Origin of the sequence: Streptomyces sp. NPDC058246 (genome assembly GCF_042881985.1) — a bacterium.
In the GTDB taxonomy this organism is placed as follows: Bacteria; Actinomycetota; Actinomycetes; order Streptomycetales; family Streptomycetaceae; genus Streptomyces.
Genome location: NZ_JBHVWZ010000040.1, coordinates 24,466 through 46,832 on the forward strand (window position 1 = coordinate 24,466; position 22,367 = coordinate 46,832).

At 71.0% G+C, this 22,367-nt stretch carries 23 protein-coding genes; 17 read left to right on the forward strand and 6 right to left on the reverse strand.

The window, feature by feature from the left end:
• Positions 1 to 35 precede the first annotated feature (35 nt).
• The 11 genes from ACFVXA_RS36240 to ACFVXA_RS36290 all read left to right on the forward strand — a co-directional run bounded on the left by ACFVXA_RS36240 (position 36) and on the right by ACFVXA_RS36290 (position 12,425).
• Positions 36 to 662 carry an NUDIX hydrolase gene (locus tag ACFVXA_RS36240; protein WP_362030898.1) on the forward strand — a complete coding sequence of 209 codons (627 nt, stop codon included), beginning with the start codon at positions 36 to 38 and terminating at the stop codon, positions 660 to 662.
• A gap of 160 nt (positions 663 to 822) precedes the next feature.
• A complete protein-coding gene (locus ACFVXA_RS36245) occupies positions 823 to 2,904 on the forward strand; it encodes a tetratricopeptide repeat protein (RefSeq protein ID WP_383910942.1) in 2,082 nt (693 codons plus the stop codon).
• Positions 2,905 to 3,066: 162 nt separating this feature from the next.
• Positions 3,067 to 4,191, forward strand: coding sequence for an alanine dehydrogenase (ald, locus tag ACFVXA_RS36250; RefSeq protein WP_362030894.1), 1,125 nt, complete (start codon positions 3,067 to 3,069; stop codon positions 4,189 to 4,191).
• A 388-nt stretch (positions 4,192 to 4,579) separates the two neighbouring features.
• Positions 4,580 to 5,707, forward strand: a complete 1,128-nt coding sequence (locus ACFVXA_RS36255) for a ParA family protein (protein ID WP_362030891.1) — start codon at positions 4,580 to 4,582, stop codon at positions 5,705 to 5,707.
• Complete coding sequence (locus ACFVXA_RS36260; protein ID WP_362030889.1) at positions 5,692 to 6,270, forward strand: hypothetical protein; 579 nt, start codon at positions 5,692 to 5,694, stop codon at positions 6,268 to 6,270. Before ACFVXA_RS36255 ends, ACFVXA_RS36260 begins: the two co-directional genes overlap by 16 nt.
• A gap of 192 nt (positions 6,271 to 6,462) precedes the next feature.
• A complete protein-coding gene (locus ACFVXA_RS36265; protein ID WP_390028352.1) occupies positions 6,463 to 7,650 on the forward strand; it encodes a segregation/condensation protein A in 1,188 nt (395 codons plus the stop codon).
• Entirely contained in the window at positions 7,647 to 8,303 is a 657-nt protein-coding gene (scpB, locus tag ACFVXA_RS36270; protein ID WP_362030885.1) for an SMC-Scp complex subunit ScpB, read from the forward strand. The genes ACFVXA_RS36265 and scpB overlap by 4 nt, the downstream gene beginning before the upstream one ends.
• Complete coding sequence (locus ACFVXA_RS36275) at positions 8,303 to 9,421, forward strand: pseudouridine synthase (RefSeq protein ID WP_362030883.1); 1,119 nt, start codon at positions 8,303 to 8,305, stop codon at positions 9,419 to 9,421. Before scpB ends, ACFVXA_RS36275 begins: the two co-directional genes overlap by 1 nt.
• Positions 9,422 to 9,870: 449 nt before the next feature.
• The gene (locus tag ACFVXA_RS36280; protein WP_362030882.1) at positions 9,871 to 10,626 is read left to right on the forward strand and encodes an NUDIX domain-containing protein; all 756 of its coding nucleotides are present in this window, start codon (positions 9,871 to 9,873) and stop codon (positions 10,624 to 10,626) included.
• Positions 10,626 to 11,648, forward strand: a complete 1,023-nt coding sequence (locus ACFVXA_RS36285; protein ID WP_362030880.1) for an ADP-ribosylglycohydrolase family protein — start codon at positions 10,626 to 10,628, stop codon at positions 11,646 to 11,648. Before ACFVXA_RS36280 ends, ACFVXA_RS36285 begins: the two co-directional genes overlap by 1 nt.
• Before the next feature lie 3 nt (positions 11,649 to 11,651).
• Positions 11,652 to 12,425 (forward strand): DNA polymerase beta superfamily protein, encoded by a 774-nt coding sequence (locus ACFVXA_RS36290; RefSeq protein ID WP_362030878.1) that lies wholly within the window; start codon positions 11,652 to 11,654, stop codon positions 12,423 to 12,425.
• On the opposite strand, the gene ACFVXA_RS36295 is transcribed toward ACFVXA_RS36290, so the two are convergent.
• From ACFVXA_RS36295 to ACFVXA_RS36310, 4 genes are all read right to left on the reverse strand, one after another.
• Entirely contained in the window at positions 12,330 to 13,115 is a 786-nt protein-coding gene (locus tag ACFVXA_RS36295; protein ID WP_390028338.1) for a DNA polymerase beta superfamily protein, read from the reverse strand. The two genes, ACFVXA_RS36290 and ACFVXA_RS36295, sit on opposite strands and share 96 nt — an antisense overlap.
• 23 nt (positions 13,116 to 13,138) lie before the next feature.
• A complete protein-coding gene (locus ACFVXA_RS36300) occupies positions 13,139 to 13,552 on the reverse strand; it encodes a Rieske (2Fe-2S) protein (protein ID WP_383910950.1) in 414 nt (137 codons plus the stop codon).
• A complete protein-coding gene (locus ACFVXA_RS36305; protein ID WP_383910953.1) occupies positions 13,549 to 14,133 on the reverse strand; it encodes a DUF6529 family protein in 585 nt (194 codons plus the stop codon). The genes ACFVXA_RS36300 and ACFVXA_RS36305 overlap by 4 nt, the downstream gene beginning before the upstream one ends.
• Positions 14,134 to 14,194: 61 nt before the next feature.
• Positions 14,195 to 14,884, reverse strand: a complete 690-nt coding sequence (locus ACFVXA_RS36310; RefSeq protein WP_383910956.1) for a hypothetical protein — start codon at positions 14,882 to 14,884, stop codon at positions 14,195 to 14,197.
• Positions 14,885 to 15,060: 176 nt separating this feature from the next.
• Between ACFVXA_RS36310 and ACFVXA_RS36315 the strand changes: the two genes are divergently transcribed.
• From ACFVXA_RS36315 to der, 6 genes are all read left to right on the forward strand, one after another.
• Positions 15,061 to 15,492: a YidB family protein gene (locus ACFVXA_RS36315; RefSeq protein ID WP_390028339.1), complete on the forward strand. Its 432-nt coding sequence runs from the start codon at positions 15,061 to 15,063 to the stop codon at positions 15,490 to 15,492.
• A 115-nt stretch (positions 15,493 to 15,607) separates the two neighbouring features.
• A complete protein-coding gene (gene aroH / locus ACFVXA_RS36320; RefSeq protein ID WP_362030866.1) occupies positions 15,608 to 15,970 on the forward strand; it encodes a chorismate mutase in 363 nt (120 codons plus the stop codon).
• A complete protein-coding gene (locus ACFVXA_RS36325; protein WP_362030864.1) occupies positions 15,967 to 17,052 on the forward strand; it encodes a prephenate dehydrogenase in 1,086 nt (361 codons plus the stop codon). The genes aroH and ACFVXA_RS36325 overlap by 4 nt, the downstream gene beginning before the upstream one ends.
• Positions 17,053 to 17,454: 402 nt before the next feature.
• Positions 17,455 to 18,150 carry a (d)CMP kinase gene (gene cmk, locus ACFVXA_RS36330; RefSeq protein ID WP_362030862.1) on the forward strand — a complete coding sequence of 232 codons (696 nt, stop codon included), beginning with the start codon at positions 17,455 to 17,457 and terminating at the stop codon, positions 18,148 to 18,150.
• The gene (locus ACFVXA_RS36335) at positions 18,108 to 18,821 is read left to right on the forward strand and encodes a lysophospholipid acyltransferase family protein (RefSeq protein WP_362030860.1); all 714 of its coding nucleotides are present in this window, start codon (positions 18,108 to 18,110) and stop codon (positions 18,819 to 18,821) included. The genes cmk and ACFVXA_RS36335 overlap by 43 nt, the downstream gene beginning before the upstream one ends.
• 77 nt (positions 18,822 to 18,898) lie before the next feature.
• Complete coding sequence (der, locus tag ACFVXA_RS36340; protein WP_362030858.1) at positions 18,899 to 20,374, forward strand: ribosome biogenesis GTPase Der; 1,476 nt, start codon at positions 18,899 to 18,901, stop codon at positions 20,372 to 20,374.
• A gap of 73 nt (positions 20,375 to 20,447) precedes the next feature.
• Here the strand turns inward: der and ACFVXA_RS36345 are convergent, their stop codons facing one another.
• Together ACFVXA_RS36345 and ACFVXA_RS36350 are read right to left on the reverse strand one after the other, a co-directional pair.
• Entirely contained in the window at positions 20,448 to 20,894 is a 447-nt protein-coding gene (locus ACFVXA_RS36345) for a hypothetical protein (protein WP_362030856.1), read from the reverse strand.
• A 265-nt stretch (positions 20,895 to 21,159) separates the two neighbouring features.
• Positions 21,160 to 21,933, reverse strand: coding sequence for a hypothetical protein (locus tag ACFVXA_RS36350; RefSeq protein WP_362030854.1), 774 nt, complete (start codon positions 21,931 to 21,933; stop codon positions 21,160 to 21,162).
• Positions 21,934 to 22,367: the final 434 nt, after the last annotated feature.

Consider the following 22,367-nt stretch of genomic DNA (forward strand, 5'->3'; position numbering starts at 1 on the left):
ACCGGCTTCTTTTGTACGTGTGGGAAGGACAGGCCATGACGCTCAAGGACACCGCCGAGGAGTGGGAGGTCCTGGCGACCGAGACCCCCTTCAAGGGCAACAAGACCTCGGTCCGCACCGACGACGTGGTCATGCCCGACGGATCGGTCGCCCGCCGTGACTACCAGGTCCACCCCGGATCCGTGGCCGTCCTCGCCCTCGACGACGACGGCCGGGTGCTGGTCATCCGCCAGTACCGCCACCCCGTGCGCCACAAGCTCTGGGAGATCCCGGCGGGCCTGCTCGACGTCCCCGGCGAGAACCCGCTGCACGCCGCCCAGCGCGAGCTCTACGAGGAGGCGCACGTCAAGGCCGAGGACTGGCGGGTGCTGACCGACGTCTTCACCACTCCCGGCGGCTGCGACGAGGCCGTCCGCGTCTTCCTCGCCCGTGACCTCTCGGAGGCCGAGGGGGAGCGCTTCGAGGTCGAGGACGAGGAGGCCGACATGGAACTGGCCCGGGTCCCCGTGGAGGAACTCGTGCGCGGCGTACTCGCCGGTGATCTGCACAACAACGTCCTGGTCGTCGGCGTGCTCTCACTGATCGCCGCGCGGCACGGCGACGGACTCGACGCGCTGCGCCCGGCGGAGGCGCCGTGGCCGGCCCGGCCGTTCGAGGCCTGACACTCCACCGGCCCCATCAGTCCTACGATCGCCTGATCCGATCGGGGGACGTGTCCGCCCCGCTCATCCCGGATCGTCGCAGAGCGTGAACTAGGCTCTGGAAACGCCCGAACCGGAGTCCCGGCGGGCCCCGGTGTGCAGTGGGACGGGAGCGTGGCCCGTGGCGGATCAGGCGGTGGACAACGGCGGCACGACGATGTCGGCCAAGGGGCAGCGCCCAGCTGCCGTGTCCGCTCCTACGGAGGGTCAGTTCCTCGGCCGTACAAGAGAGTTGAAGGAACTCCGTGCCGACATCGAGCGCGCGGGTCTGGACACCCTCTCCGGCAAGAAGGCGCCACGCGCGCGCGTGCTGCTCATCGCGGGCAAGCCCGGCTCGGGCCGCACCGCGCTCGCCGAAGAGCTCGTACGGCAGGTCGCCGAGCGTTACCCCGAAGGCGTGCTGCGCGCCCGCCTCACCGAGCCCGACGGCACCCCGGTGCCCATCGAGCGCACCGCACGGGAGCTGCTCACCGCCCTGGAGCTGCCCACTCCGCCCGGGGCCGCCGACGACGACCTGAGCGAGGCGGTGCGCGCGGCCCTCGCCACCCGCCGTGTGCTGCTCCTGCTCGACGACGCGGCCGACGCCGGACAGGTCGACGCCCTGCTGCCCGACACACCCCAGTGCCTGGTCGTCGCCGTCTCCGGGGGACCGCTGACCGGCATCGCGGACGTCCGCCCGTGCACCCTGGGCGGCCTGGACACCAAGTCCGCCCTGGAACTCCTCGAGCGTTTCACCGGCTCAGTGCGCATCACCGTCGACCCGCTCGCCGCCGAGGGTCTGGTCGAGCTGTGCGCGGGACAGCCCGCCGCCCTGGTGCTCGCCGGGGGCTGGCTCGCGGCCCGCCCGCAGTCGGCCGTCGCCGACCTGACCAAGCAGCTGCGCACCGACGCCGAGGAGGGCACGGCGCTGGCCCGCGTCTTCCGGCTCACCTACGCCTCGCTCCCGAGCACCGCGGCGCGGATACTGCGACTGCTCTCGCTGGCCCCCGCGGGGCTCGTCGACCCGCACACCGCGTCGGCGCTCGCCGGCTGCTCGGTGGCCGAGGCCCGCACCACGCTGGACGGCTTCGCCGGGCTCGGGCTCGTCCGGTCCGTCCCCTCGCCGCTGCCGCAGTACGAGGTGCCCGGCTGCCTGCTGCCCCTGCTGGGCGCGCTCACCGAGACCCACGACCGCCCGGCCGAGCTCCAGCTGGCCCGCGCCCGCATGCTGGAGCGGACCGTACGGCTGCTGGTGTCCTGCCGCGCCATCACCGAGACCGACAGCTCGCCCGCCCGCGAGAAGCTCGCCGGAATGCCCCGCGCCCTGCGCTTCCCCAACCCCCGGGCCGCCGCCGACTGGCTGCGCATCCGGCAGCCCGCCCTGCTCGCCTCGGCCCGGCTCGCGGTCGCCGACGGCGAGCTGGACACGCTGGCCCGCCGCCTGATGGCCGCGCTGGTCCGGGCGATGGTCGCGCACGTCGGTACGCAGGCGGCGGCGCCCGAGCTGTACGGCATCCACCGGCTCGTCCTGGACGTCGCCGAGCGCCGGAACCTGCCCCGCGAGAAGGCCGCGGCCCTGCTGAACCTCGCCGATCTGGACGCGCAGACCGGCCGTACGACGGAAGCCCTGGCCCGATACCGGGCCGCGCTCGACGCCGGACGCGAGGCGAATGACCCGTACGCGACCGGGCGCGCGATGGAATCCGTAGGCGGCGCCCACCAGGAGCTGGGGGACTACGACCGGGCCGCCGACTGGTACGGCAGGGCGCTCGCCCAGCGCCTCGCCCGCGACGAGCGGGTGCACGCCGCCCGGCTGTACGGCCGTATCGGCACCGCGCACACCTACGCGGGCCGTTACGGGGAGGCGCTGCGCAACTGGCGCGCCGCCGTCACCTGCCACCGCAGGAACGGCGATGTGGCGGCCCAGGCGCGGGCGTTGAGCGAGCTGGCGCGGGTCCAGGAGTACGGGGGGCGGCCCGAGGAGTCGCTGCGCACCTGCCAGGAGGCGGTCGAGTGGGCGCGTCAGGCCGAGGACGTACGACTGCAGGCCGCGCTTCAGCTCAGACTGGCGGACACCCTGGAGCATCTTGGCGACCCGGCGGCCGCCCGGCTGCACCGGGGCGCGGCCGAGCGCATGCTGGGAGACGAGCTCCCCGAGAGTGTTTCGGCCAGGGAACAAGGCGCTAATGCCTGCGAAATCCGTAGTGCATCCGCTGAAGATTGATGCATTGAAAGGCTAGACAGAGAGAATCCCTTCATTAGACTGGCTCCGCCGCGTTCTTTCGTGGTGTCTCCCGGTGTGCTCGCGTACGTCGGGTATGTCATGCAATGCCTGGCTTGCATCGCCCCGGCACGCATAGCCCCAGAACCCTCTGAGCCAAGGACCGTGATCGACGTGAAGGTCGGTATCCCCCGCGAGGTCAAGAACAACGAGTTCCGGGTGGCCATCACCCCCGCCGGCGTGCACGAGCTGGTGCGCTACGGCCACCAGGTCGTCGTCGAGCGGAACGCCGGTGTCGGCTCCTCGATCACGGACGACGAGTACGTCTCGGCCGGTGCCCAGATCCTGGAGACCGCCGACGAGGTCTGGGCCACCGCCGACCTGCTGCTGAAGGTCAAGGAGCCCATCGCGGAGGAGTACCACCGCCTCCGCAAGGACCAGACGCTCTTCACCTACCTGCACCTGGCCGCGTCCAAGGAGTGCACCGACGCCCTCCTGGAGTCCGGCACCACGGCCATCGCGTACGAGACCGTCGAACTGCCCAGCCGCGCGCTGCCGCTGCTCGCCCCCATGTCCGAGGTCGCGGGCCGGCTGTCCCCGCAGGTCGGCGCCTACCACCTGATGCGCGCCAACGGCGGCCGTGGCGTTCTGCCGGGCGGCGTCCCGGGCGTGCTGCCCGCCAAGGCCGTCGTCATCGGCGGTGGCGTCTCCGGCTGGAACGCCGCGCAGATCGCCATCGGCATGGGCTTCCAGGTGACCCTGCTCGACCGCGACATCAACAAGCTCAAGGAGGCGGACAAGATCTTCGGTACGAAGATCCAGACCGTCGTCTCCAACTCCTTCGAGCTCGAGAAGGCCTGCCTCGAGGCCGACCTCGTCATCGGTGCCGTGCTCATCCCGGGCGCCAAGGCCCCGAAGCTGGTCACCAACGAGCTCGTCTCCCGGATGAAGCCGGGAAGTGTCCTTGTCGACATCGCGATCGACCAGGGCGGCTGCTTCGAGGACTCGCGTCCCACCACCCACGCCGAGCCGACCTTCCGGGTCCACAACTCGGTCTTCTACTGCGTCGCCAACATGCCCGGCGCCGTGCCCAACACGTCGACGTACGCGCTCACCAACGCCACGCTGCCGTACATCGTCGAGCTCGCCAACCGCGGCTGGGCCGAGGCGCTGCGCCGTGACCCCGCGCTCGCCAAGGGCCTCAACACCCATGACGGCAAGGTGGTTTACCGCGAGGTCGCCGAGGCGCACGGCCTGGAGCACGTCGAGCTGGAGAGCCTGCTCGGTTAAGTCATCAACGGGTAAAAGGCGATACGTCAACACAGATCGTCAACCGCACGCACCCGGCCGGACCTTGCCCGACAAGGTCCGGCCGGATGTGTGTCGGGTCACTTTGTGACACTCGTTCAACTCGCCACGAACGTAACTCTTCAACCGATTCGCACACCGGTGAAACCTGCTGTGCGACGGCCTTACGCCCTTGACAGAGGGGTGTTCGGTTGCCGACACATCGGGTCGGGTCCGGCGGATTGTGTTGCTGCGGACCGGTGACACGCCATAGAGTCGCCAACCGTCGGCATGGTGCCACGCTGACCTATCTAGAAGTTTCCTGGTCACCAAGGAGGTAAGACGACTTGTGAATGAGTCGACATTTACTCCCGGGGGTGGTCAACCAGGAATGCCGGCGCGGGGCCAGAGCCCCACGGGGCTCGAGGCTGTCGGCTCCGTCGCTGTCCGAACCTTCGCAGCCCAAAAGAGTCCCCGGATGACTCAGACAGCACACCAGAGCATGGATGGCCATCACGTGAACGCCATGGCCGGCAACGGAAGTGGCGAGAACCACACCCACTTCGCCGACTACGACGAACTGCCCGAGGGGCACTTCTACGACCCCGACGCCGAATACGAGCCCGATCCGGAGTACGCGGCCACGCTCGCGCCCGACGCGGCCCGTCAGCGCCGTGAGCGCATCGGCCCGACGGGGCGCCCGCTGCCGTACTTCCCGATCCCGGGCCCGCTGACCGACCACGGCCCCGCGAAGATCATCGCGATGTGCAACCAGAAGGGCGGCGTCGGCAAGACGACGTCGACCATCAACCTGGGCGCCGCGCTCGCGGAGTACGGACGCCGGGTCCTGCTCGTCGACTTCGACCCGCAGGGCGCGCTCTCGGTCGGTCTCGGCGTCAACCCCATGGAGCTCGACCTCACCGTCTACAACCTGCTCATGGAGCGGGGCATGGCGGCCGACGAGGTGCTCCTGAAGACGGCGGTCCCGAACATGGACCTGCTGCCCAGCAACATCGACCTGTCCGCCGCCGAGGTGCAGCTGGTCTCCGAGGTCGCGCGCGAGTCCACGCTGCAGCGCGCGCTCAAGCCGCTGATGGCCGACTACGACTACATCGTGATCGACTGCCAGCCCTCGCTCGGCCTGCTCACCGTCAACGCCCTCACGGCGGCGCACAAGGTGATCGTGCCGCTCGAGTGCGAGTTCTTCGCGCTGCGCGGTGTCGCGCTGCTCACCGAGACCATCGAGAAGGTCCAGGAGCGGCTCAACCCCGAGCTGGAGCTCGACGGCATCCTCGCCACGATGTACGACTCCCGCACGGTGCACAGCCGTGAGGTGCTCGCGCGGGTGGTCGAGGCCTTCGACGATCACGTGTACCACACGGTGATCGGCCGGACCGTCCGCTTCCCGGAGACCACCGTCGCCGGTGAGCCGATCACCACGTACGCCTCCAACTCCGTCGGTGCCGCCGCCTATCGCCAGCTCGCCAGGGAGGTGCTCGCCCGGTGTCACGCCGAGTGAGTCTGCCGGGGGCCGACGAACTGTTCCGTACCACCGGGGGGATGGCGCTCCAGGCGTCCACACCGTCGCGCCGGACCAACGGCGAGGCCCGGGTGCCGGCTCCGGCCGGCGAGAGCGACGCGGCCGCCGCCGGGGAGGACGCGCCCCAGTCGGTGCCCGTCCAGGGCGGTGACGGCGAGGGCGACGAACACGTCGCGGCCGATGCCGAGTCGTCCGACGCGGGGGAGTCCCGCAGCCGGTCCGCCGGTGGCGAGCGCTCCGGCTCCGGACGACGTCAGGCGCCGCAGGAAGGTTCTGCCGCGGGGCAGCAGTCCCGCGGCAAGCGGGGGCGCGCCGCGAACCGGCGGCCCAGCGGGCGGGAGCGGCACGACGAGAAGATCACCGTGTACGTGTCCGCCGAGGAGCTCATGGATCTGGAGCACGCGCGTCTGGTGCTCCGCGGGGAGCACGGGCTCGCGGTCGACCGCGGGCGGATCGTCCGCGAGGCGGTCGCCGTGGTGCTCGCCGATCTTGAATCCCGTGGGGACGCGAGCATCCTCGTACGACGGCTTCGTGGGCGGTAGCGGTAGCCTGCGACGGCTATGACCTCGAACGACGTCCCTGTCCCCGCATCCGGCTCCGCCGGGCGTCGGCGTGCGCTGGGGCGGGGGCCCGGGGCTGCGCCCCCCGCAGCGGCCGAGCCTTTGCCGCCTGCGCCGGCAGCCGATGCGCCTGCGGCCGAGCCTTTGCCGCTTGCGGCGGAGCCCGATCCGCTTGTGGCGGAAGCCGATGTGCCTGCTGTCGAGCCTTTGGCGCCTGCGGCGGAACTTGATCGGCTTGTGGCTGAGCCTTTGCCGGGTGCGGCGGAGCCCGATCCGCTTGTGGCGGCAGCCGATCCGCCTGCGGCCGAGCCTTTGCCGGTTGCGGCGGAGCCCGATCCGCTTGCGGCCGAGCCCTTGCCGCCTGCGGCGGAGCCCGGTCCGGCTGGGGCGGAGGGTGAGTTTCCGGTCGAGGCCGCATCTTCGTCGGCGGACCGTGGGGCGTTGCGCCCGCCCTCCCCCGAGCTCTCGGTTCCGCTCGAGCAGGCGGAACCCCCGTCGCCGGGCGGAACGCCTGTCCTCGACGCGGGCGGGCCGGACAGTGAGCCGGAGCCCGCCGACGGGGTCTTCAAGGTGCGGCTCTCGAACTTCGAGGGGCCCTTCGACCTGCTGCTTCAGTTGATCTCGAAGCACAAGCTCGACGTCACCGAAGTCGCGCTCTCCAAGGTCACTGACGAGTTCATGGCGCACATCAGGGCGATGGGGCCGGACTGGGACCTGGATCAGACGACCGAGTTCCTCGTCGTCGCGGCCACGCTGCTCGATCTCAAGGCGGCGCGGCTGCTGCCCTCCGCCGAGGTGGAGGACGAAGCGGATCTCGCGCTGCTGGAGGCGCGTGACCTGCTGTTCGCGCGGCTGCTCCAGTACCGCGCCTACAAGCAGATCGCGGACATCTTCAACGCGCGCCTGGAGGAAGAGGGCCGCCGCTACCCCCGTACCGTCGGGCTGGAAGCGCATCACGCCGAGCTGCTGCCCGAGGTGGTCATCAGCATCGGGGCGGAAGGGTTCGCCAAGCTCGCCGTGAAGGCGATGCAGCCCAAGCCCAAGCCTCAGGTGTACGTCGATCACATCCACGCGCCGCTGGTGAGTGTGCAGGAGCAGGCCGGGATCATGGTGGCGCTGCTCCGGGAGCGGGGCGAGGCCAGTTTCCGGGACCTGGTCGAGGACACCGACGACACCCTCACCGTCGTGGCGCGGTTCCTGGCCCTTCTGGAGCTCTACCGGGAGAAGGCCGTCGCCCTCGACCAGGAGGACGCCCTGGGGGAGCTGGTGGTGCGCTGGACGGGCGGGGACGGGGACGATGAGCCGACGGTCACGGACGAGTTCGACCGGCCGCCCGAGCCGGCCAAGGAGGAGAAGGCGTGAGCCAGGAGACGACACAGGTTCCGGCGGGGCTGAACTCCGTCGCCGACCTCGATCTCAAGCCCGCCCTGGAGGCCGTCCTCATGGTCGTGGACGAGCCCGCGACCGAGGAGCACCTCGCGAAGATCCTGGAGCGGCCACGGCGGCAGATCGCGGACGCGCTGCGCGAGCTGGCCGACGAGTACACCGTCCAAGCGCGCGGATTCGAGCTGCGGCTGATCGCCGGAGGCTGGCGTTTCTACACCCGGCCCGAGTACGCGGCGGCCGTGGAGCGCTTCGTCCTGGACGGCCAGCAGGCCCGGCTCACCCAGGCGGCGCTGGAGACGCTCGCGGTCGTCGCGTACCGCCAGCCGGTCAGCCGCAGCCGGGTCTCGGCGGTCCGCGGAGTGAACTGTGACGGGGTGATGCGCACCCTCTTGCAGCGGGGTCTGGTCGAGGAGGCGGGCACGGAACCCGAAACAGGTGCGATCCTGTACACGACGACGAACTACTTTCTGGAGCGGATGGGCCTGCGCGGCCTGGACGAACTCCCGGAGCTCGCGCCCTTCCTCCCGGAGGCGGACGCGATCGAGGCCGAGACGCTGGAAGGGGTCCCGTCGTTCGATCCGGATGCACCGGATGCAGATGCAGACGACACGACGACGACGGAACTTTGATGCGAAGCAGTGGCAGCGGCAGTGGCAGGAACAGCGGGCGTGGCAACCCCCGGGGAACCAGTGGGGGCGGCAACCCTCGCGGGACCGGTGGGCGCGGCGCCCAGCCGAGGAGCGGGGCGGGGCGCGACGACAAGCCGAAGCGCGAGAGCAAGCCCCGTCCCGAGGAGCGCCGCTACGACGTGGGCCCCGGCGCCTCCAAGGACGGCCCGAAGTCGGGACGCGGCGCCTCCGCGCGCGGCGGCGCCAAGGGTGGCCCCAAGCAGGGCCAGCAGCGCGGCGGCCGTACGGAGCCGGCCCGCTCCCGCGAGTACGAGACGCGGGCCGAGGAGCGCAACCGGGACCGGTACGCGGGCAAGAAGGAGATCAAGCTGCCCAAGACCTTCCCGGGCGCCGAGCAGGAGGGCGAGCGCCTGCAGAAGGTGCTCGCGCGCGCGGGCTACGGCTCCCGGCGCGCCTGCGAGGAGCTGGTCGAGCAGGCCCGCGTCGAGGTCAACGGCGAGATCGTCCTGGAGCAGGGGCTGCGCGTCGACCCGGAGAAGGACGAGATCAGGGTCGACGGGCTGACGGTCGCGACGCAGTCGTACCAGTTCTTCGCGCTGAACAAGCCCGCCGGTGTCGTCTCGACCATGGAGGACAACGAGGGCCGGCAGTGCCTCGGTGACTACGTGACGAACCGCGAGACGCGGCTCTTCCACGTCGGCCGGCTCGACACCGAGACCGAGGGCGTCATCCTGCTCACCAACCACGGTGAGCTGGCGCACCGCCTGACCCACCCCAAGTACGGCGTGAAGAAGGTCTACCTCGCGCACATCGTGGGCCCGATCCCGCGCGACCTGGGCAAGCAGCTCAAGGACGGCATCCAGCTGGAGGACGGGTACGCGAAGGCGGACCACTTCCGGGTCGTCGAGCAGACCGGCAAGAACTACCTGGTCGAGGTGACCCTGCACGAGGGCCGCAAGCACATCGTGCGCCGCATGCTCGCCGAGGCCGGCTTCCCGGTCGACAAGCTGGTGCGCGTCGCCTTCGGTCCGATCACCCTGGGCGACCAGAAGTCGGGCTGGCTGCGCCGCCTGTCGAACACCGAGGTCGGCATGCTCATGGCCGAGGTCGGTCTCTAGACGCCCCGCGCACGACCGTACGACCCGTAGCACCCGTCCGACCCGTAGCACCCGTACGCCCCGAACGACGGCCGGTCCCGGAACTTCTCCGGGGCCGGCCGACACGCGTCTGAGGCCCCTGGAGAGCCGCGTACGCCGTCGCCTGCCCGCTGGGCCGGGTGAGCCCTCGGCCGGGCCTGAAGAGCCCCTGCGGGCCCCTGAGGAGCCCCTCAGGGCCCCTGCGACGGATGCGCCGTGATCGCGGCCACTGCCGGAAGCGGGATGTTCGCCGCACCGGGCCTAGGACCTGACAGCTTCCGCCGCCCCCGCCTCACGGACCGACAATTCTCGCTCACTTGGGGTCGAAGACCGTCAAATTCCCGTACCCAAGGGCTTGTAGACGCCCGCCCGCTCCTTTTATAGTCGTAATGACTATAAGTCGATCTGACTCTTAATAGGGGGTGGAGGGCATGCTCGCAAGGGAAGGCCGGGCCCCCGGCGGCAAGGCACCCGAGGGCTACGACAAGTACGCGTTCGAGCCCTTCGCCGTCACCGTCGACCTGGCCGTCCTGACGGTGCGCGCGGGCGCGCTCCAGGTGCTCCTCGTCGAGCGCGGGCAGGAGCCGTACGCCGGCCGCTGGGCACTGCCCGGCGGTTTCGTGCTGCCCGACGAGTCCGCGGAGACGGCGGCCCGCCGCGAACTCGCCGAGGAGACCGGCCTGTCGGACGTCTCCGGACTCCATCTCGAGCAGCTGCGGACGTACACGGAACCCGACCGCGACCCCAGGATGCGGGTCGTCTCCGTCGCGTACGCCGCGCTGCTCCCGGACCCTCCCGAGCCGCGCGGCGGCGGCGACGCGGCACAGGCCCAGTGGCTGCGGTACAACGCGCTCGGTCCGCTCGCCTTCGACCACGACCGGATCCTCGCCGACGCCCACGAACGCGTCGGCGCCAAGTTCGAGTACACCTGTCTCGCCACGTCCTTCTGCCCGCCCGAGTTCACCCTCGGAGAGCTGCGGCAGGTCTACGAGACCGTGTGGGGCACCGCCCTCGACCGGCCCAACTTCCGGCGCAAGGTCCTCGCCACGCCGGGCTTCGTCGAACCGGTCCCCGGTGCCGCGCGCCTCACCGGAGGCCGCGGCAAACCCGCCGCGCTCTACCGCGCGGGCGGTGCCAAGGCCCTGCACCCACCCCTGCTGCGTCCCACTTCGGAAGGACGGCCCTGATGACCACCACGACGCTCGCGAAGCGCGCCGCCACCGGTTCCCTGATCGGACTCGCGCTGGGCGACGCGCTCGGGTTCCCGACCGAGTTCAACTCCGTGCCGGCCATCCTCGCCAAGTGCGGGCCCTGGCGGCAGATGGCGCTGCCCAAGCCCGCGACGGTCACCGACGACACCCAGATGACGCTGGCGCTGGCGCGGGGGCTGCGCACGGCCATGGACCGCGGACTGCTCGGCCCGCTGCGGATGGAGCGGCCGGTGCGCGAGGAGTTCGTGGACTGGTACCAGTCGCCCGACAACAACCGTGCGCCGGGCCGCACCTGCCTCGTCGCCTGCAATCTCCTCAAGAACGAGCAGCGCCGCTGGCAGGAGGCCAGCCAGATCGGTTCCAAGGGCTGCGGCGCCAACATGCGCGTGGCCCCCGTCGGGCTGGTGCGGGGACTCAGCGACGAACAGCGGGCGGGTGCCGCGCAGTTCCAGGCCGCGCTCACCCACGGGCACCCCACGGCGCTCGCCGCCTCCGACCTCACCGCCCACGCGATCTGGCTCCTCAGCCAGGGCGCCGAGCCGATGGGACTCGTCGGGATGCTGCGGTCGTACGCGTACGAGAACCGCCACCGCTATCACTCCCGCTGGCTCGGCGACTTGTGGACCTTCAGCGAGGACGCCACGCCGGAGGCCTTCATCGCCCGCGGCTGGGACGAGTGCCTGGGCGCCCTGGACGATCTGCGGCACGCCGTGCGCACCGTCTCGCCCGAGACCGATCCCTGCCTCGCCACCGGCGGGGGCTGGATCGCCGAGGAGGCGCTCGTCACCGGTCTGCTGTGCTTCCTGCTCTTCGTCGACGAACCCCTCACCGCCCTGCGCCGGGCCGCCTGCACCTCCGGCGACTCCGACTCCATCGCCTGCCTGACCGGCGCCTTCGCGGGCGCCTACCACGGCTCCGAGGCGTGGCCGACCTCCTGGGCCGACCGCATCGAGTACCAGGGCGACCTGATGTCGCTGGGGGCGCTCTGGGACGCTTGAGGGATGACTGACGACGTCCTGGACCTCGATCTCGCGGCGGTGGTCGCCGAGCAGCCCGACCCGGTGCTGTTCGCCACCGTCTCCGGAGCGCACCTGTACGGCTTCCCGTCGCGTGACTCGGACGTCGACCTGCGGGGCGTCCACCTGCTGTCGGCGGCCGAACTGGTAGGCCTGCGCGAGCCGGAGGAGACCCGGTCGCGCATGTGGGACCGGGACGGGGTCGAGATGGACCTGGTCACCCACGACCTGCGCAAGTTCGTACGGCTGATGCTGCGGCGCAACGGCTATGTGCTGGAGCAGCTGCTCTCGCCGCTGGTCGTGCACACCAGCGAGACGCACCGCGAGCTGGCCGCGCTCGCCCCCGGCGTCCTCACCCGCCATCACGCCCACCACTACCGGGGGTTCGCGACCACCCAGTGGCGTCTCTTCGAGAAGACCGGCGAACTCAAGCCGCTGCTCTACACGTTCCGTGTGCTGCTCACCGGCATCCACCTGATGCGCAGCGGTGAGGTGCAGGCCGATCTGCCCACGTTGATCGGGCACATCGAGGCGCCCGCGTATCTGCCGGAGCTGATCGCCGCGAAGGCGGAGCACGAGCACGGAGCGGCGGACGTCGCCCACGCGCGTGTGGAGGACGACGTGGAGCGGCTGCACGTGCTGCTGGACGAGGCGCAGGCCACCTCAGCCCTGCCGGACGCCCCGTCCGTGTACGACGCCCTGCACGCGTTCGTCGTACGGGTCCGCCTGGAGGGCTTCCGGGGCGGCCCGGAGCGCTGAGGCCCGGCGGGTGCGGACGAGGAAGTCCTCGACGCGGGCCCGGTCCGGTTCGGCGGGAAGGGGGCTGCGCGGGGCCGCCTCGTCGGCCTCCGTCGCCAGCCGGGACATCCAGGTCTCGACCACCGTCCAGGAGACCTCGCCCCGCTTCACCGCGAGCAGCGGCTCGCGGTGGTCACCGACGTCGATCGTCAGGGTGCCGGTGCGCAGCAGGTCGCGGGAGCTCATCAGGAGGCGCAGGAGGTGCATGGCGTGCTTCCAGCGGGGCGCGCCGTGCAGGCGCACGTCGGCTTCCAGCTTCTTGCGCTGGCCCAGGGCGTAGCGGGCGAACGTGTCGTGCACCTGGCGGGAGAGGAACGCCTCGCGGAGGGCGAGGAGTTCGCGGCCCGTGTCGTCGACGTACTCGACGTGCGGGGAGTGCAGGCACTCCAGGATGTTCGGGTTGGCGCGCAGCGCGAGGGAGCAGAAGCGCTCCAGTTCCCAGCTGAACTGCTCCTCCGCCGGGCCCTCGACATGCGTCGGCGGCTTCTCGAAGCGCCAGAACAGCGGCGTCGGGGCGAGGAACACACCCCGACGGTCCGTGTCGCTGCCGTCCGTGGCCAGCCCGAAGGCGCGCGACCCCATCACACAGGAGTAGATCGTGTGATCGCGCACCAGGACCTCGTGGCCAGGCTCCAGGGCCTCGGATTTCATGCCCCGGAGCGTACGGGCTCGGGTCAGCCCAGGCGGATCGAATTTCCGTCCACGATGATCTTCTTCGCGGGCAGCGGACGTGTCGCCGGCCCATGGGCCACCGCGGCGTTCTCGATCTTGAACTTGCTGCCATGACAGGGGCAGTTGATGGTGCCTGCCGAGACGGTGCTCACCGTGCAGCCCTCATGGGTGCAGACGGCCGAGAAGCACTTGAACTCGTCCTTCTTGGGCTGGGTGACCACGACCTTCTTGTCCTTGAAGATCTTGCCCCCGCCGACCGGGATGTCGGACTTCTTCGCGAGCATGTCATCGTCGGCCGCCGCCGGGGAGACGGTGGTGGTGCTGCTGGTGTTGTCGCCGTATTTGCTGCATCCCACGATCAGGGCGGCGGCCGCGCCCGTCCCGAGAACCGTGCGCCGCGTCGGGGGGTTTGTCATGTCGTCACTCCGAATGTGCGGAAGAACCAGAGGGCGGACGTCAGCCAGATGGCCGTCAGGGCGGCGAAGACGAGGCCGCCGACGATCGGCAGCAGCCAGCCGGGAAGTCGCTCCGAGCGGAGCAGCAGCATCTTGGCACTGAAAGCACCGAAGAAGAAGCAACCCAGGAGGGAGTGCCACAAGACGCGCGTTTCGTACGTCTGATAGCCCAACGCATACAGACAGTGCACCGCCACCGGAACCACCACAAGAAAGGCGATCCGTCCCGACCAGCGGTGCAGCGTCGGCGCCCAGCTCGGCCCGGGCAGCTTCCCGTAGACCATGAACGCCGAGACGAGCTGGATGAGCGCGAAGGCGAACGCCGTGGTCGCCAGCCACGACTTCACGGCGCCCGTGCTGCTGAATCCGGCGAGGTTGAAGGCGGTCCCGGTCGGGTCGTGCACCTTGCCGTACACGCCGAGGCCGACCGCGACCGCCGCGGCGACCAGGGCCGGGACGAGATAGCGGGCCGCGCTGGGGCGGCGGTGGGCGGGCTGGTGAGAAGGGAAGCCCTGGGTGGCGGCGTTCGGGTCCACGGTCATGATCGGCTCCCTGCCGAGGAGGCTGTCGGAATGCGGACGAGCGGGGGAACGGGAAGCCGGGTCAGGGGGTGACGGGCTGTGCGGTGAGCCGCTCGCCGTCGATCGTCACCGCGCCGGTCTCCGGGTCGATCCGGGGTGCGGCGGAGGGCCTGCCGTCGCGGTCGAGGATGCCGACCTGCCTGCCGCCGGGCAGCACGATCCAGCCGCCGTCGAGTGTGGCGCCGCGCACCGTGGCGGTCGCCCGGTAGAGCCCGGACGGCTTGACGGCCTTGTCGGCGGTGAAGGCGTAGCGCCGGCCGCCCAGGTCGACGGTGCCGCGGATGCTCCGGCCGTCCTTGAGCGTGCCGTTCAGTTCGGCGCCGTGCCGGCCGGTGAGCTTCATGGTGCCGTCGTCCTTGACGTCGCCCTTCAGCCACGACTCCTTGTCGTGCCCGTCGCAGAAGTACGCGATCGCCTTGCCGCCGCGCAGCGAAACGGCGACCGCGGAGGAGTCGTCGTCGGTGCGGCCCGCGTAGTCGGCGTGCGGCGGAACGGTCTTCGCGCTCTTCGACGGAGACGGTGACGACGGAGATGGTGACGCAGACGGAGTCGTCGACGAGCTGGGCGTCGGGCTCGGCGGCGCCGTGACGCCGGGCGACGCCTCCCGGTACGACGACGCGCTCTTCGTCCCCGTCGTCGCGTTGAGCGACAGCATGAACGCGCCGAGCAGCAGTCCCGCGAGAAGGGTGAGAAGGGGTCCTGGACGCTTCATACGGGCCTCCCCCGAGGCGAGTCTCCTGCCATGAGAGCGGACCGGTGCCCCCGCGTCCAGGGGCGCACGGGTGCGTTCTCACTACAAGTAGCGGAATAGGGCGATTCAAGTGACATTGGCAGGGTCTGAGGCCGGGCGGTGGCCTACCCCCGGCCGCACTCCGGAAAGGCGTGACCATGGCGGGTAACGATCTCGGCAGCCTCCTCGGCGGTCTCCTCGGTGGAAGCGGTAGCGGGGCCAGTTCCTCCGGTGGGGCGGGCAACGTCCTGGGCGCGCTGCTCGGGGCCCTCACGAAGGGTGGCCAGGGCGGCGGCAACGGGAGCGATCCGCTCGGCGGGCTGCTGGACTTGCTGACCAAGTCGGGCCTCACCGAGGAGGCGCAGTCCTGGATCGGCACCGGTCAGAACAAGCCCGTCACCGGTGAGCAGGTCGCCCAGGCGATCCCCGACGACACCCTCCAGAATGTCGCCGAGCAGGCCGGTGTCAGCCCGGAACAGGCCGCGGATCACATCGCGCAGGTCCTGCCCCAGGCGGTCGACAAACTCACCCCGGAGGGCCGGCTCCCGTCCGGCTCCCTGGAGGACATCATCAAGGCGCAGAAACTCTGAACCGCTTCCGGTGCGCGGCGGCCGTCTCGTCAGGCGGGCGCCGCGCACCCGCGCATTGCGGGCTGACTACGCTGGTGTGACACGTCGTGTCCACAGATCAGCGAGGAGCATCACCGTGGCGGTACGAGCGGTCCGGGGCGCCGTCCAACTGGAGCGGGACGAGGCCGGGCACATGGACGAGCAGGTCAGCGAGCTGCTCACCGCCGTCCTTGAGCGGAATGAGCTGACCACGGACGACCTGATCAGCATCTGGTTCACCGCGACGCCCGATCTGCACAGCGACTTCCCGGCGGCCGCGGCGCGCAAGCTCGGCATCGTCGACGTGCCGCTGATCTGCGCACAGGAGCTGGACATCGCGGGCGCGATGCCCCGTGTCGTACGGCTCCTCGCGCACATCGAGTCCGACCGGCCGCGTGCCGACATCGTGCACGTCTACCTCGGCGCCGCGGGCGCGCTGCGCAAGGACATCGCCCAGTGAGAACCGCACTCGTCATCGGAACCGGGCTGATCGGTACGTCGGCGGCGCTGGCGCTGGCCAAGCGCGGGGTCGTCGTCCACCTCGCCGACCATGACCCCCAGCAGGCCCGTACGGCCGCCGCGCTCGGCGCGGGCACGGACGAGGCACCCGAGGGGCCCGTCGACCTGGCGATCGTGGCGGCCCCGCCCGCGCACGTGGCCGCGACGCTCGCGGACGCCATGCGGCGCGGGGTCGCGCGCGGCTACCTGGACGTGGCGAGCGTCAAGGGCGGGCCGCGCCGCGAGCTGGAGGCGCTCGGCCTCGACCTCTCCTCGTACATCGGCTCGCACCCCATGTCGGGCCGGGAGAAGTCGGGCCCGCTGGCCGCCACCGGTGACCTCTTCGAGGGGCGCCCCTGGGTGCTGACGCCCACCCGGGACACGGACACCGAGGTCCTCAACCTCGCCCTGGAGCTGGTGTCGCACTGCCGTGCCGTGCCCGTCGTCATGGACGCGGACGCCCACGACCGGGCGGTCGCGCTCGTCTCCCACATGCCCCACCTGGTGTCCAGCATGGTCGCCGCGCGCCTGGAGCACGCGGAGGAGGCGGCGGTACGGCTGTGCGGCCAGGGCATCCGGGACGTGACCCGCATCGCGGCCTCCGACCCGCGGATGTGGATCGACATCCTCTCCGCGAACCCGGGGCCGGTCGCCGACCTCCTCGCGGACGTCTCCGCCGACCTCGACGAGACCGTGCAGGCCCTGCGCGCCCTCCAGTCCTCCGACGAGGCCAAGCGCAGCGAGGGCGCCACCGGCATCGAGGACGTCCTGCGCCGCGGCAACGCGGGCCAGGTCCGAGTCCCCGGCAAGCACGGTGCCGCTCCGCTGACGTACGAGATCGTGGCCGTCCTCATCGACGACCAGCCCGGCCAGCTGGCCCGCATCTTCGCCGACGCGGGGATGGCCGGGGTCAACATCGAGGACGTACGCATCGAGCACGCGACCGGGCAGCAGGCCGGTCTGGTGCAGCTGATGGTCGAGCCGAAGGCCGCGCCGGTGCTGAGCGCGGGGCTGCGGGAGCGGGGTTGGGCGTTGCGGCAGTAGCCCCGCCGGGGGCGGGTCCGCGATCCAGGTTCGCCTGTGGCCGGCCGCCTTGGCCCGCGGCGGCCCGCTTTGATCCACCAGCGGCGCCGCTGGTGGATGTGGTCGCCCCCTCCGCCCCTGCCCTGTCCCTTTCTGGGGCTCCGCCCCAGGCCCCGCCTGGGGGCTCTGCCCCCTGGACCCCCGCTCCTCAAACGCCGGAGGGGCTGATGTGAAACGCCGGAGGGGCTGATGTGAAACGGCGGAGGGGCTGATGTGAAACGAGGGGCTGATTCAAAACGCCGGAAGGGCCGGCTTGCTGAAATTTGCCGGTACTGGGCGGCTCGACGCACCCAGTAACCTTGTGCGGGGCGCGATCGTGCCCCGCACGAACCTCCACCCCGTACGCAGGAAGGTGTCCTCACCGTGGAAAACGGCGCCGCCCGGACCGCCCAGGCTGTGATTGTCGCCATCGACGGCCCCTCCGGCACGGGCAAGTCGAGCACCTCGAAGGCCGTCGCCGCGCAGCTCGGGCTGAGCTACCTGGACACCGGGGCGCAGTACCGCGCCATCACCTGGTGGATGGTGGCCAACGGGATCGACATCACCGACCCGACCGCGATCGCCGCCGTCGCCGGGAAGCCGGAGATCATCTCCGGGACCGACCCGGTCGCGCCGACCATCGTGGTCGACGGGACCGACGTCGCGGGCCCGATCCGTACGCAGGAGGTCACCTCCAAGGTGAGCGCGGTCAGCGCGGTGCCCGAGGTACGCGCCCGGATCACCGAGCTCCAGCGCTCGCTCGCCGCGTCCGCGGACAAGGGCATCGTGGTGGAGGGCAGGGACATCGGCACCACCGTGCTGCCGGACGCCGACCTGAAGATCTTCCTCACCGCCTCCCCGGAGGCGCGTGCCGCCCGCCGCAGCGGTGAGCTGAAGGGCGCCGACGTGCACCAGACGCGCGAGGCCCTGCTGAAGCGCGACGCGGCCGACTCCAGCCGCAAGACCTCCCCCCTCGCCAAGGCGGACGACGCGGTCGAGGTGGACACCTCCGACCTCACGCTCCAGCAGGTCATAGAGTGCGTCGTCACCCTCGTCGAGGAGAAGCGGGCCGCCAAGTGACCGCACCCTCCGAGAGGGGCGCCGAGGTGGGCCGCCGCATCGGCGTCGGCCTGATGTACGGGCTGTGGAAGCCGCGCGTGCTGGGCGCCTGGAAGGTCCCCGCGACCGGCCCGGCGATCCTGGCCGTGAACCACTCGCACGCCATCGACGGCCCGATGGTCATGGGGGTCGCGCCCCGGCCCACGCACTTCCTGATCAAGAAGGAAGCGTTCATCGGCCCGCTCGACCCCTTCCTGCTCGGCATCGGCCAGCTGAAGGTGGACCGCGAGACCACCGACCGCACGGCCATCACCCAGGCGCTGGGCGTCCTGGACAACGGCGGCGTCCTCGGGATCTTCCCGGAGGGCACCCGCGGCGAGGGCGACTTCGCCTCGCTGCGCGCCGGGCTCGCCTACTTCGCCGTCCGCAGCGGGGCGCCGATCGTCCCGGTGGCGGTGCTGGGAAGTTCCGAGAGGAACAGCCGGTTGACCAAGGCGATGCCCCCGCTGCGCAGCCGGGTCGACGTCGTCTTCGGCGACCCGTTCGAGGCGGGCGACGGCAGCGGACGGCGTACGCGCAAGGCGCTCGACGAGGCGACCACCCGCATCCAGAAGCAGCTGAGCGCCCACCTGGACCACGCCAGGCGTCTGACCGGACGCCGGGAAAACGCCGGGCGCCCCACCGGGCACTAGGCGACACTTGAGTAGTGGATCACCCGATATGCGGGCGGTCCACCGATCACCACGATGAACGACGAGGTACGGACTTCATGAACGACGACATCCAGCCCGAGGGCTCGGCAGAGCACGACCACGGGGCGCTTGGCGATGCCGAGTACGCGGAGTTCATGGAGCTCGCCGCGGAAGAGGGCTTCGACATCGAGGACGTCGAGGGCGCGATCGAGGAGGCGGGCCACGGCCCGCTCCCCGTCCTCGCCGTCGTCGGCCGCCCCAACGTCGGCAAGTCGACCCTGGTGAACCGCATCATCGGCCGCCGTGAGGCGGTCGTCGAGGACAAGCCGGGCGTCACCCGCGACCGTGTCACCTACGAGGCCGAGTGGGCGGGCCGCCGCTTCAAGCTCGTCGACACCGGCGGCTGGGAGCAGGACGTCCTCGGAATCGACGCCTCCGTCGCCGCGCAGGCCGAGTACGCGATCGAGGCGGCCGACGCGGTCGTCTTCGTCGTGGATGCCAAGGTCGGCGCCACCGACACCGACGAAGCGGTCGTACGACTGCTGCGCAAGGCCGGCAAGCCCGTGGTGCTGTGCGCCAACAAGGTCGACGGCCCGAGCGGCGAGGCCGACGCCTCGTACCTCTGGGCCCTCGGTCTCGGCGAGCCCCACCCTGTCTCCGCGCTGCACGGCCGCGGCACCGGCGACATGCTGGACGCCGTCCTGGAGGCGCTGCCCGAGGCCCCGGCGCAGACCTTCGGCACCGCGGTCGGCGGCCCTCGCCGGATCGCCCTCATCGGCCGCCCGAACGTCGGCAAGTCCTCGCTGCTCAACAAGGTGGCCAACGAGGAGCGAGTGGTCGTCAACGAGGTCGCGGGCACCACCCGCGACCCGGTCGACGAGCTCATCGAGCTCGGCGGTGTCACCTGGAAGTTCGTCGACACGGCGGGCATCCGCAAGCGCGTCCACCTCCAGCAGGGCGCCGACTACTACGCCTCGCTGCGCACGGCCGCGGCCGTGGAGAAGGCCGAGGTCGCGGTCATCCTGATCGACGCGTCCGAGAGCATCTCCGTCCAGGACCAGCGCATCGTCACGATGGCCGTCGAGGCGGGCCGTGCGATCGTCCTCGCCTTCAACAAGTGGGACACCCTCGACGAGGAGCGCCGCTACTACCTGGAGCGCGAGATCGAGACCGAGCTCCTCCAGGTGGCGTGGGCGCCCCGCGTCAACGTCTCGGCGCGCACCGGGCGGCACATGGAGAAGCTCGTCCCCGCGATCGAGACGGCCCTGGACGGCTGGGAGACCCGCGTCCCGACCGGCCGGCTGAACGCCTTCCTCGGCGAGCTGGTCGCGGCCCACCCGCACCCGATCCGCGGCGGCAAGCAGCCCCGCATCCTCTTCGGCACCCAGGCGGGCACCAAGCCCCCGCGGTTCGTGCTGTTCGCCTCCGGCTTCATCGAGCACGGCTACCGGCGCTTCATCGAGCGCCGGCTGCGCGAGCAGTTCGGCTTCGAGGGCACGCCGATCCACATCTCGGTGCGGGTGCGCGAGAAGCGCGGCGCCAAGAAGAAGTGACGTAGCGGGATCGGGTAGGCGAGAACGGGTAAGGGGCGGCTCCTCTGGGAGCCGCCCCTTACCCGTTGTCGTGTCAGAGCCCGCGGCGTGGTGCGGGCGGCAGTGCGGCGGGGATGTGGTGCATCCCGGTGCTGTGCTGCCGCCCGCTCGGCTGCCAGATGGCGGTCGTCGTCGCGGTGTGCCCGTGCTGCGCGGCACTGTGGCGTGCCGAGTGCGCACCCGCGCTGTACGAACTGAAGGAGTTGTACGAGCCCGACGAGCCGTACGAGTTCGTGCCGTGCCCGAGGTTCCCGAACGGCACGAAGCCCAGGTCGTCTTCGCCGTGCCGGTCGCCGGGCAGCGCCCTGAAGGATCTGACCCACTCGGCGTAGAGCGCGTCGTAGATCGGCGTGGCCGAGGAGCCGCCCGGAGAATCCTGGGCCGGTCGCGCCGGGGGTACCTCCCTGCTCGAACGAAGTTGAGAGCTTGGGGGAGCGATCGGCTGGAAGGGCTGGCGGCGAGGGACGTCATAGCTGTGCACGTACGTGCCAACGACCCCGCCGCCCAACGGATGCGGCCACCACGTCGCTTTCGCAGGTCAACCGGAGTGTGCCCGGCGCACTTTCGGATTCCGGGCTCCTGGCTCCGAGGTCCGGGCTCCCGGCTCCGAGCTCCCGGCTCCGGGCTCGCTCCGGCCGTGACCTCCGGTCGGGAGATCCGCTCCGGGCCCCGGCCGGGACTCCGGTCGGGACTCCGGTCGGGACTCCGGTCGGGACTCCGGTCCGGGCTCCCGTCCGGACCCCGGCTCAGGTCCCCGCGAGCGGCATCGCGGCCGCGACCAGCTTGCCGTTGGCCGCCGCCTTGTCCAGCGCGTCGCGCAGCAGGTCCTCGCGGGGCTGGCGGCCGATCGAGCCGACCGGGGCGGCGAACAGGAGCACCTGCTGGTGCTTGTTGGCGGCCGCCCGCCAGCTGTCGGCGACCTGGAGTGCCTGGTGCGCCTGCCACCAGGCGACCGGGGAGCCGCCGCCGGTGCCCGGCTGGAGCACGGCGTGCAGCTGACCCATGGCGAGCAGCACGGACCAGCCGTGCAACACCGGCGGCACCGCGTTCAGCTCGGTCACCGGCATGAAGCCCTGCTCGATCAGCAGGGGCAGGAAGTCGTCGCCGACGTCGGTCGAGCCGGGGCGCACGATCGGCCCGGTCGGCTCGACGACGAGCGCCGGGTGCAAATCGCCGTTGATCAGGACGAGTCCGCTGGTCACACCGAGCACGGCCTGCTCGGGCGCGGCCGGGGCGGGTGCGCCGTCGGGGTGGATCGAGCGGACGGCGCCCTGCAGTTGTTCCTCGGTGACCTGCACGACCTGCGAGGGCAGGCAGGTGGCGTGGGCGAAGGCGAGGACGGCGGTCTCGTCGCCGATGAACAGGACGGTGCTGGTGCGCTCCTGTTCCGAGTCGCCCGGGGTGCGGCAGGACGTGCAGTCGTAACTGCCCGGGGTGTTCTCTCCGGCGAGCAGGCGGTCGGCTTCTTCGTCGCCGATCTCGGCGCGTACGTCGTCGCTGACGTCGAGCATGCGCGGCACGGTGGCTCCTCGGGATGCGGTGCTTGGTGATGCCGGGTGGCTCCCGGCCCATGAACCCGGGGGGTTCCCGGCTCATGAAGATGACAACGGGCGATCTGTGGCCGGAGTCACGCTCGAGAGCGAACGGAATCGAACCATCCGACGCGCAGGGTGAGGTCACCTGCGGAATCCGTCACTCCACGTCAACTTCACGCAGCACTAGGGAAGTTGAGCCGGTGAGGTGAGTCACAGGTCGTCAGGGTGACAGGTCGACAAATCCGGAAATCACCCAATGAAGTGGGTGGCGGAAAATCGACGATACCCGCGGTAACGGCGAACTGGCCTCGAATGACGAGGAGTTGGTTGATATCGGGGCGGCAAGCTCCATAGATTCCTCCGCCGTGTGCAAAGAGCACCGCTCGGGCACGTCCGCCGGCCGAACCAAGCCAGCTCGC

Excerpts from the sequence above, each read along its gene's own strand:
- ACFVXA_RS36240 (WP_362030898.1), top strand. The coding sequence starts at position 36 with ATGACGCTCAAGGACACCGCCGAGGAGTGGGAGGTCCTGGCGACCGAG.
- ACFVXA_RS36255 (WP_362030891.1), top strand. The coding sequence starts at position 4,580 with ATGCCGGCGCGGGGCCAGAGCCCCACGGGGCTCGAGGCTGTCGGCTCC.
- ACFVXA_RS36275 (WP_362030883.1), top strand. The coding sequence starts at position 8,303 with ATGCGAAGCAGTGGCAGCGGCAGTGGCAGGAACAGCGGGCGTGGCAAC.
- ACFVXA_RS36280 (WP_362030882.1), top strand. The coding sequence starts at position 9,871 with ATGCTCGCAAGGGAAGGCCGGGCCCCCGGCGGCAAGGCACCCGAGGGC.
- ACFVXA_RS36285 (WP_362030880.1), top strand. The coding sequence starts at position 10,626 with ATGACCACCACGACGCTCGCGAAGCGCGCCGCCACCGGTTCCCTGATC.
- ACFVXA_RS36290 (WP_362030878.1), top strand. The coding sequence starts at position 11,652 with ATGACTGACGACGTCCTGGACCTCGATCTCGCGGCGGTGGTCGCCGAG.
- ACFVXA_RS36295 (WP_390028338.1), bottom strand. The coding sequence starts at position 13,115 with ATGAAATCCGAGGCCCTGGAGCCTGGCCACGAGGTCCTGGTGCGCGAT.
- ACFVXA_RS36300 (WP_383910950.1), bottom strand. The coding sequence starts at position 13,552 with ATGACAAACCCCCCGACGCGGCGCACGGTTCTCGGGACGGGCGCGGCC.
- ACFVXA_RS36305 (WP_383910953.1), bottom strand. The coding sequence starts at position 14,133 with ATGACCGTGGACCCGAACGCCGCCACCCAGGGCTTCCCTTCTCACCAG.
- ACFVXA_RS36310 (WP_383910956.1), bottom strand. The coding sequence starts at position 14,884 with ATGAAGCGTCCAGGACCCCTTCTCACCCTTCTCGCGGGACTGCTGCTC.
- ACFVXA_RS36315 (WP_390028339.1), top strand. The coding sequence starts at position 15,061 with ATGGCGGGTAACGATCTCGGCAGCCTCCTCGGCGGTCTCCTCGGTGGA.
- der (WP_362030858.1), top strand. The coding sequence starts at position 18,899 with ATGAACGACGACATCCAGCCCGAGGGCTCGGCAGAGCACGACCACGGG.